The organism is Actinophytocola sp. (assembly GCF_050699915.1).
Taxonomy (GTDB): Bacteria; Actinomycetota; Actinomycetes; order Mycobacteriales; family Pseudonocardiaceae; genus Actinophytocola.
Map to the genome: position 1 here is coordinate 1 of NZ_JBOHGA010000228.1, position 9,535 is coordinate 9,535.

8 protein-coding genes and 1 pseudogene are annotated in these 9,535 nt (G+C 73.9%); all 9 read right to left on the reverse strand.

Annotated features, from left to right (window positions below):
- Positions 1 to 980 (reverse strand): annotated as a pseudogene (locus ACRDSK_RS27980) (CHAT domain-containing protein); the annotation flags it as partial.
- Positions 981 to 1,121: 141 nt separating this feature from the next.
- Positions 1,122 to 2,750: a S8 family peptidase gene (locus ACRDSK_RS27985; protein ID WP_431444329.1), complete on the reverse strand. Its 1,629-nt coding sequence runs from the start codon at positions 2,748 to 2,750 to the stop codon at positions 1,122 to 1,124.
- Positions 2,751 to 2,846: 96 nt separating this feature from the next.
- Complete coding sequence (gene mnmA / locus ACRDSK_RS27990) at positions 2,847 to 3,938, reverse strand: tRNA 2-thiouridine(34) synthase MnmA (RefSeq protein WP_431444330.1); 1,092 nt, start codon at positions 3,936 to 3,938, stop codon at positions 2,847 to 2,849.
- Between the two features lie 4 nt (positions 3,939 to 3,942).
- Positions 3,943 to 5,181 carry a cysteine desulfurase family protein gene (locus ACRDSK_RS27995; RefSeq protein ID WP_431444331.1) on the reverse strand — a complete coding sequence of 413 codons (1,239 nt, stop codon included), beginning with the start codon at positions 5,179 to 5,181 and terminating at the stop codon, positions 3,943 to 3,945.
- 37 nt (positions 5,182 to 5,218) lie between these two features.
- On the reverse strand, positions 5,219 to 6,583 hold the full coding sequence (locus ACRDSK_RS28000) for an MFS transporter (RefSeq protein WP_431444332.1): 1,365 nt from the start codon (positions 6,581 to 6,583) through the stop codon (positions 5,219 to 5,221).
- A gap of 41 nt (positions 6,584 to 6,624) precedes the next feature.
- On the reverse strand, positions 6,625 to 7,347 hold the full coding sequence (locus tag ACRDSK_RS28005) for a class I SAM-dependent methyltransferase (protein ID WP_431444333.1): 723 nt from the start codon (positions 7,345 to 7,347) through the stop codon (positions 6,625 to 6,627).
- 9 nt (positions 7,348 to 7,356) lie between these two features.
- Complete coding sequence (locus ACRDSK_RS28010) at positions 7,357 to 8,220, reverse strand: lysophospholipid acyltransferase family protein (RefSeq protein ID WP_431444334.1); 864 nt, start codon at positions 8,218 to 8,220, stop codon at positions 7,357 to 7,359.
- Positions 8,217 to 8,999: a GNAT family N-acetyltransferase gene (locus ACRDSK_RS28015; RefSeq protein WP_431444335.1), complete on the reverse strand. Its 783-nt coding sequence runs from the start codon at positions 8,997 to 8,999 to the stop codon at positions 8,217 to 8,219. The genes ACRDSK_RS28010 and ACRDSK_RS28015 overlap by 4 nt, the downstream gene beginning before the upstream one ends.
- Positions 9,000 to 9,073: 74 nt before the next feature.
- The coding region (locus ACRDSK_RS28020) for an electron transfer flavoprotein subunit alpha/FixB family protein (RefSeq protein WP_431444336.1) at positions 9,074 to 9,535 on the reverse strand (462 nt) is incomplete at its 5' end.

A 9,535-nucleotide genomic window follows, 5' to 3' on the forward strand; every position in this document is an offset into this window, starting at 1 on the left:
GCCGCGGTCCGCGCCCGCATCGCGACCAGCGCGGCCACCGCGGCCCACCGGGCGTTGCCCCGTCTGGTGAAGCTGCGCTCGGCGACTCCGGCCCGGCGCCGGGCGTCGCCGGCGAAGCCGTCCAGCAGCGACGCGGCCGCGCGGGCCAGCTCCGCCTCGGCCAGGTCCTGGCCCGCCTTCTGCTCGCGCAGCGCCGGGATCGCGTCGTCGAGCTGGCGTGCCGCGTCGGTGGCCAGGCCCGCGGCGAGCAGCGCGCGGGCGCGGTCGAGCTGCAGCGTGGGCAGCATCCCGGTGCTGTGTGCGCGGTAGGCGTGCTCGGCCTCGTCGTAGTTGCGCAGTGCCGCGGGCAGGTCGCCCTTCATGTAGTCGACGTAGCCGAGGTTGTGCCGGGCCTTCGCGGCGAGCAGCGGCAGGCCGTACTCGTCGCAGACCTCGATGCACCGCGCGAAGTCGCTCGCCGCGCCCTTGACCTGGGCCAGGTAGATGTAGGACGTGCCGCGGTTGAGGTACGCGCCGGCCAGGACCGACGGGTCGGCGGTGCCGGCCTCGCCGTGCAACCCACGCTCGAGCCGCGGGATGGCCTCGTCGAACACCTCAAGACCCTCGGCTACCCGGCCCGCACGGTGCAGCAGCAGCCCACGGTGGGCCAGCACCAGACCGTCCAGCTCGGCGCGCTCGGCGCCGTCGGCGAGTCGCCTGGCGTGCCGCTCCGCCTCGTCCAAGCCTGCGAGCCCGGCCGCGAGCGAGTCGGTCTCGGCCGCCACGTAGGCGAGGCTGACGAGCACCCGGACGCGCAGCGCGGTCGCCCGCTCGTCCGGCGCGGCCACCCGGTCGAGCAGCCGCTGGGCGTCGCGCAACAGCGCCCGGCCGTGCCCGAACCGGTACGCGCCAACGGCCTCACGCGCGCGGACGTGCAGCTCGTGCGCGCGCGTGAGGTCGGGTGTCAGGGCGGCTCCCCTAGGGCGCGGCTGGCGGATCACGGTCGATGCGATTCGTGAACCAGGCGGTTCCTGGCAAGGCGGAGCGATGGCCTCGTACCGGGTCGTACTCGGCCGTCGCGACAACGCAGCCAGGGGCCGCCTGGGCGCGAATCGCGCGGCCAGGGATCCGGCGGCCGTGCCCTAGAGCCATCCGCGTTCCTCGAGACGGATGTCGGTGAGTTTGAGTGCGGTGTGCGCGCGCTCGGTGCCGAACCGCTTGTTCGTCTCCGGGTCGCCGGCCATCGACTCCGCGATGAGGCCGGCGACGACCGGGGTGGCGAACGACGTGCCCGCCCACACCGCGAAACCGGTGCGCAGGTCGTCGGGGTCCGGCGAGGTGCGCATGCGCGGCCCGACACCGCCGCCGTCGGGGATGCCCACGCCCGGGTTGGCCGCGCCCTGCCACGACGGCACGGTGCTGATCAGCGCGTTGCCCGGCGCCCACCGCCGGACCCACGGGCCGTCGTTGCTGAACGCCGCGGTGGTGACGCCGGACGCGTTGAGCGCACCGATCGCCGCCAGCTGCGAGTTGCCGGTGCCGCCGACGGGGTCCGCGCCGAACGCGGCGGGCAGGAACGGCCGGGTGGTGGCGTCGTTGCCGGCCGCCGCGACGACCAGCACGCCGAGGTCGGTGAGGCGCTTGATCACGTCTGCCACCTGCTGGACCTCGCCCGGCGCCGCGGTCTCCGGGTAGAAGCCGAGCGACATCGAGACCACGTCGACCAGCTGGTCCGGTAGGCCGTGCTCGATCGCGTGCTCCACACGCCGGCGCAGCCAGTCGAGCGCGAGCAGCACCGAGCCCTCGGTGGAGAAGCCGTCGCTCTCCAGCACCCGCAGCGACAGGATCCGCGCGTCCGGGCACATCTGGTGGACCAGCCCGGTCACGAACGTGCCGTGCCCGAAGTGCGAGTCGGTCAGGCCGAGCAGCGGCCGGACCACGTCCGGCTGGTCCGCCGGGTCGACCAGCGGATGCGGGGACAGCCACGGCTCGTGCGCGGCCAGCTCCAGCTGGAAGTCCTCGGAGACCTCGACCACCGGGTCCGTGCCGAGCGGGCCGACCGGCAGCCAGTCGTGCCGGCCGATCCCGGTGTCCAGCACGGCGACCACCGGCCGCCGGGCGCCGACGAGCTGCGCGGCCGCGCGGCGCACCGGGCGGCGGCCGAGCATCGCGACCGGGTTGCGGCTGCCGGTGTAGAGCGCGATCCGGCTCTCCCCCATCCCGCCGCCGTGGTTGACGGGCGCGCCGTCGACCTGGCCGCCATGGTTGACCGGCGCACCCTCGACCGTCACCGACGCGGCCGTGACCAGGTGGTTCATCCCGATCTGGCGGCCCCGCAGGTCCTCGCCGAACGCGTTGCGCAGCCGCACGAGCGCGCTCCACGGGTCCGGGGCACGGTCGGTGGCCGCGTCGGACCTGGTCACCAACTGGACCGGGACCGGGAGCTCGGGGTCGACCCGGCGGAGGTTCTCCAGCCAGCCCGGCTCTCCGGGCGCCTGGAGCTCGACGCCGATGGACTCGAGCGCGGTGTTGTAGTCGTTGGGCTCCTCGGGGCGCAGCGACTGCGCCTCGCGGGCCGGTAGGAGCAGGCTGTCCGCGCGGTATGCGGTGGTCAGCGGCCAGCTGCCGTCGGGGGCACGCAGGGCGGTCGGCGGGTCGAGCAGTCGGGCACGGTGGCGGGCGAGGGTTTCGGGCGAAGGGCTGAACACCTCGGGAAATCTGTTGGGCCGCTCGGGTGGCGCCCCTCCGCCGGTCGAGCTCGCGCTGGTCATGAATCACCTCGGCTGTTGGTCAGTCACACACCGGATACGTCGATGATCCACCTCCCGGCGTAACGGTGTGGGCCGATCGGATCGACTCGCGACACGTCAGGAGCGGGTCAGCGCGATGGTGGCACTGCCGAGAACCATGTCACCGGCCGGGTCCGGCCGGTAGAGCACCACGGCCTGCCCCGGCGCAACCCCGCGCAGCTCGCCGTCCGGCCGCACCACGACCTCGTCATCCACAATGGACACCGCAGCCGGGACGGTGTCGCCGTGCGCGCGGACCTGGACGACGCAGTCGAGCTCGCCGGTCGGCGCCGCGCCCGACGGCCACACCGGCCGCCGGCCGACGATCTCGCGCACCGCGAGCTTCTCCGCCGCGCCGACGCGCACCGAGCCGGACACCGGCTCGAGCGAGAGCACGTACCGGGGCCGGCCGTCCGCGGCGGGCACCCGCAGGCCAAGGCCGTGGCGCTGGCCGACGGTGAAGCCGTGCACGCCGGAGTGCGCGCCGAGCACCGCGCCGGTCTCGTCGTCGACGAGGTCCCCGGGCCGCTCGCCGAGGTGCCGGTTCAGGAACCCGCGGGTGTCGCCGTCCGGGATGAAGCAGATGTCATGACTGTCCGGTTTGTCCGCGACGGCGAGCCCGCGCTCGGTCGCCTCGGCCCGTACGTCTGCCTTCACCGAGTCGCCGAGCGGGAACATCGCGTGCCGCAGCTGGTCGGCGTGCAGCGACGCGAGCACGTAGGACTGGTCCTTGCCGTCGTCGGCGCTGCGCCGCAGCTCCGGCTCACCGTCCACAAGGGACAGTCGGGCGTAGTGACCGGTGCACACCGCGTCGAAGCCGAGCGCGATCGCCTTGTCCAGCAGGGCGGCGAACTTGATTCGCTCGTTGCACTTCAGGCACGGGTTGGGGGTGCGGCCGGCGGCGTACTCGGTGACGAAGTCCTCGACCACGTCCTCGGTGAACCGCTCGGCGAAGTCCCAGACGTAGAAGGGGATGCCGAGGATGTCCGCGACCCGGCGGGCGTCGTGCGCGTCCTCGACGGTGCAGCAGCCGCGCGCACCGGTGCGCAGCGTGCCGGGCTTCGCTGAGAGGGCCAGGTGCACGCCGGTCACGTCGTGTCCGGCCGCCACCGCACGGGCGGCCGCCACCGCGGAGTCCACCCCACCACTCATCGCCGCCAAGACCCGCATTGGCTCAGACTTCCACGCGCGGCTGGCCGGCCGAGCGGCGTAGCCCCACCAGGCCGGCGTTGCGGGCCCGCTCGACCACCGGACCGATCGCGCCGGCGACCGCGTGCACGTCGGCCGGCGTGGACGTGTGTCCGAACGAGAACCGCAGCGACCCGCGGGCCAGCGTGGGGTCGACGCCCATCGCGAGCAGGACGTGGCTCGGCTGCGCCACCCCCGCGGTGCAGGCCGAGCCGGTGGAGCACTCGATGCCGCGGGCGTCGAGCAGCATCAGCAGGCTGTCGCCTGCGCAGCCGGGGAAGGTGAAGTGCACGTTGCCCGGCAGCCGCGACGGCCCACCGTCCACATCGGACTGACCGGGGTCGCCGTTGAGCACCGCGTCCGGGACCGCGGCGCGCACGGCCACGACCAGCTCGTCACGCAGCCCGGCCAGGAACTCGGCCTGCTCCACGCGGCGCTCGACGGCGGTGCGCACGGCCGTGGCCATCGCGACCAGGGCCGGCACGTCGAGGGTGCCCGAGCGGACCTCGCGCTCCTGGCCGCCGCCGTGCAGGACGGGCGTGCACGGCACGTCCCGGCCGAGCAACAACGCGCCCGCACCGTACGGCCCGCCGATCTTGTGTCCGGTCAGCGTGAGCGCGCTCGCCCGCGACGCGGCGAAGTCGACCGGGAGCGCGCTCACGGCCTGCACCGCGTCGGTGTGGAACGGGATGCCGTACTCGGCGCACCGGGTGGCGAGCTCGCGGATCGGGTTGACCGTGCCGACCTCGTTGTTCGCCCACATCACGGTGACCAGCGCGACCGAGTCCGGGTCGCCGGCGACGGCCGCGCGGAGCGTGTCCTCGTGTACCCGGCCGAACCCGTCTACCTCCAGCAGCGTGAGCTCGGCGCCGTCGTGCTCGACGAGCCACTCGGCCGCGTCCAGCACGGCGTGGTGCTCGACGGCCGACACGAGGATCCGTCGCCGCTCGGGGTTCTCCGCGCGCCGCGCCCAGTAGATGCCCTTGACCGCCAGGTTGTCGCTTTCCGTGCCGCCGCCGGTGAACACCACTTCGGACGGCCGCGCGCCCAGCGCCGCCGCGATCTCCTCGCGCGCCTCCTCGACCATGCGCCGGGCGCGGCGACCGGAGGTGTGCAGCGAGGAAGCGTTACCCCGGGCGGGCAACGCTTCGGTCAGGTGCGCGGTCATCGCCGCCACCGCTCCGGGCAGCATCGGCGTGGTGGCCGCGTGGTCGAGATAGGTCATTACGTGGCAAGGGTAGCCCTCGTCCGGCCAGAAACCGTCATGACGGTTCGGCTGCCGGACGGAACACGAGCGCGCCGACCAGTGCCAGCGCCGCCAGCAGCAGGTCGAGCGGCACGATCGCGGCCGTGGGGTTCGCGGTGGAGGCCAACGTGGTGAGCATCACGCCGCCGACGGCGACCGTGGCGGCCGCCGTCGTCATGTCCGCCACCTGCAGCGCCGAGGAGACGAAGCCACGGTCGCGCGGGGCCGCGTAGTCGAGGCCGAGCACGCTGATCGACGGGTACGCCAGACCCATCGACGCGCCGGCGACCAGCCAGAACGGCAGGACCAGCCAGCCGAGTCCCCAGTCCGGGCCGGTCAGCGCGGTGCCGGCGAGCCCGATGCCGAGCGCGGCCAGGCCGAACCGGACCAGCGCGGGACGCGGGATCTCCACGTGCCGGCCCTGCCAGTGCGACGCGGCCGCCCAGCCGCACGCGCCGACGGTCAGCGGGAGTCCCGCCATTGCCGGGGAGAAGCCGTGCACGGAGGTGAGCACCAGCGGGACGTAGGCCTCCACGCCGAAGAAGGCGCCGGCCAGAAGGCCGCGGGCCAGCACGGTGGCCGGCAGGCCGGGCCGAGCGGTGAACGTCCCGCGCGGCAGCAGCACACGCAGCCCCGGCACCAGTGCGGCGAGCCCGGCGAGGCCCAGCCAGAGCGTGCCGGCCGAGGGATGCTGGGCGGCCCAGCTCAGCGCGGAGATGCCGAAGGCGACGGCCACCGCGGCGGGAACGACCCCACGCCGCACCGTGCTCGGCGCCCCCTCGGCCGGGGGCAGCGTGCGAATCGCGGGCAGCAGCAACGCGACGCCGAGGACGGCGAACGGCGCGATGCCGAGGAACACCCAGCGCCAGCCGACGTGCTCGGTGATCAGTCCGGCCGCCGTCGGACCGACCAGCGACGGGATCACCCACGCGGCGGCGAGCAGGCCGAACACCGCGGGCCGGCGCGCGGACGGGTAGACGAGCGCGACGAGCACGTAGATCCCGACGGTCTGCGTGCCGAGGCCCAGACCCTGCAGCACCCGGCCCGCGAGCAACACCGGCATGCCGTCCGCGAGTCCCGCGAGGACCAGGCCGGCGAGGAACAGCCCCGGCCCCGCGAGCAGCGCCGGCACCGGCCCGAGCCGGTCGCTGATCCGTCCGGAGAGGACGGTCGCCAGCACGCTCGCGGCGAGGAACGCGGTGAACGGCCAGGAGTAGAGCGCCTCGCCGCGCAGGTCGGCGACCATCGTGGGCATGGCGGTGCTGACGCCGAGGTGCTCGAAGGCGGCGATCGTGACCAGCATCGTCAGGCCGACAGTCGTCGCGCGGTAGGTCCCGCACCACAGCGAACCGGCCGGCTTACTCGTCGTCTCCAGGGTCACCAGGTCATCGTGCAACCTCGGTCGCGCTGGAGGTCCAGTCCTTACGCGTCCCGGCGGAACAGGGCGGTCCACAGGAAGGACTCGCCGAACCGGCCGGACTCCGGCGGCTCGTCGCGCATGCGGCGCAGCTCCACCTCGGTCAGCCCGGCGAAGATCCAGCGCAGCGACTCGGGCGTGAACGCGAGCCCGCCCTCGAGCCGGCCGAGGCGGTAGAGGTCGGCGTCCGGCGTCTGCGAGCCCATGGCGCCCGCCGCGAAGCAGGTGAGCGCGAAGTGCCCGCCGGGCGCCAGGTTCCGGTCGAGCAGGGCGAGGTAGCTGATCCGGCGGTGCGGCGGGAGGTGGTGCAGACAGCCCGAGTCGTAGACCAGGTCGTACGGACCGTCGAGCTGCGTGGCGAACGCGTCCGCACGGCGGAAGCGGACCGCGACGCCCGCCTCGCGCGCCCGCTCCTCACCCCAGGCGACGGCCGCGGGCGAGAGGTCGACGGCGTCCACGGTGAAGCCGGCCGCGGCGAGGTGCAGCGCGTTGCGGCCCGGCCCGCAGCCGAGGTCGAGCGCTCGGCCCGGGCGGAGCCGGCCGCGGTCGAGGTGGTCGACGAGGTTCTCGTCCGGCTTGGCGGCGAAGAACGGGACGTCCCGGTCGCGGTCGGCGTAGAAGTCGTCCCACCAGTCGCTGCCGCCGTCGGTCCACCGGTCGGCGTCCGGCGCGAACAGGCGGTCCAGCATCTCCAGCACGTCCTCGACCGAGCGGATGTTGCGTTCCACCAAGCCATTCTACTGGTTCAGCGACGCCGTTTCCGCAGCTCGCAGGGCGTTTTGGTGAGTTCGAGCCGGGGTCAGCACCGTGTTCACCGCCGCCTCGGCCATGGCCGCCAGCTCGCGGCGGTCGGCGGCACGGCCAGGAGCCAGCTCGTCGAGCACGTGGACCTCCAGCACCAGCCCGCGCAGCGCCGCCACCCGGCCGACCGAGTCGACGATCGTCTCGTCGCCGATGAACGCCGGCGCGGTGGTGGCCGAGCCGTCCCGCATACGGAACCGCAGCGCCACCGGGAGCACGGGAACGCCGCCGTCGATGGCCGCCTGGAACATGGCCGGGCGGAACCGGCCGCGGGTGAGGCCGCACCACGTCGTGCCCTCGGGCGTCACGTTCACCATCGAGCCGGCGCGCAGCACCTCGGTGAGCCGCGCGACCGTGCCGGCCAGCGACCGCAGTCCCTCCCGGTGCACGTAGACCGAGCCGGCCGCGGACACCAGCCAGCCGAGCACCGGCCACGACGCGATGTCCTTCTTGGCCACCGCCCGCATCGGCCGCACGGCGTTGACCGCGACGATGTCCAGCCACGACGTGTGGTTGTTCACCACGAGCGCCCCGCGACCGCGCGCCGCCAGACCGTCCCCACCGGACACCTCGAGCCGCACGCCCATGGTGAGCAGCACCGAGCGGAACACCTGGCGCACCAACCACTCCCGGCCGCGCGCGCCCACCAGTGCGAGGACGGGCAGCACCAGGAACGAGGCCAGGACCACGAGCACGACCGCGGTGAGCCGCCACCACCGCCGCACCGGGCCCACCTGGTCCTCTCGTCCGGAGAGACAACCGGTTCCGCAGGGCGAGGTGGGGAACCAGGGGTGGCTCATGCCGACTGCTCCCCCAGGAAGTAGCTGAGGTAGCGCTGGTCGAGGTGGTCGAGGCCGAGCAGGACGAACAGGTCGGCCACGCCGAAGTCCGCGTCGTGCGCCGGCGGGCCGCACACCCAGGCGCCGAGGCGCAGGTAGCCCTTCAGCAGCGGCGGCAGCACGACGCGCTTCGGCGCCGGCACCGACGACGAGTCCCACGGCCGCAGCGGCCGGACCCGGTACTCCGGCGGCGCGTAGTGCTTGTGCCGCACGGTCTGCCACACGCCCGCGGCGAGCGTGCCGCCGTCGGCCAGCGGAACCGAAGCACAGCCGGCCAGCCAGCGGTGCCCGGACAGCAGCAGGTACCGGGCGATGCCGGCCCACACGAGGCTCACCACGGCTCCGGTGCGGTGGTCGGGGTGCACACAGGACCGGCCGGTCTCGACGAGCGCGCCGCGCAGCCCGGGGACCGCGTCGAGGGCTCTCAGGTCGAACTCGGTCTCCGAGTACAGCATCCCGGCGTCCGCGACCCGCTCCGGCGGAAGCATCCGGTAGCAGCCGACGATCTCGCCCGTGTGGTCCTCGCGCACCACCAGGTGGTCACAGTGTTCGTCGAAGGCGTCGACGTCCGCGCCCGGGGTGGGCGTGTGCAGCGTCGCGCCCATCTCCTCGGCGAACACGCGGTACCGAAGGCGTTGGGCGGCAAGGACCTCCTCGCCGTCACGGGCCACCAGCAGTGAGTACCGGGGCCGCGCGGTGCCGTCACCGGTGGTGGAGACGAGTAGCTGAGCCTGGGTCATGCCTCAGGTTTACGCGGCTCCCGCGACCTCGCGTGCCACACAGCGTGACACGTCCATGGCGGACAGATGAAGATTCAGCCCTTCCGCTTCCGGGCCTCCTCGGTGAGCTGCGGCGCCACCTTGAACAGGTCGCCCACCACGCCGTAGTCGGCGATCTCGAAGATCGGCGCCTCGGGGTCCTTGTTCACCGCGACGATCGTCTTCGAGGTCTGCATGCCGGCGCGGTGCTGGATCGCGCCGGAGATGCCCAGGGCGATGTAGAGCTGCGGCGACACGGTCTTGCCGGTCTGCCCGACCTGGAACTGCGGCGGGTAGTAGCCGGAGTCGACCGCGGCCCGCGAGGCACCCACGGCCGCGCCGAGCGCGTCGGCCAGCTGCTCGACGACCTCGAAGCTCTCCGCGCTGCCCACGCCGCGGCCACCCGAGACCACCACGGACGCCTCGGTCAGCTCCGGGCGGTCGCCGCCCACCACCGGCTCACGACCGGTGATCCGCGCGGCCTTGGCCGGGTCGACGGCCGACGAACACTCTTCAAC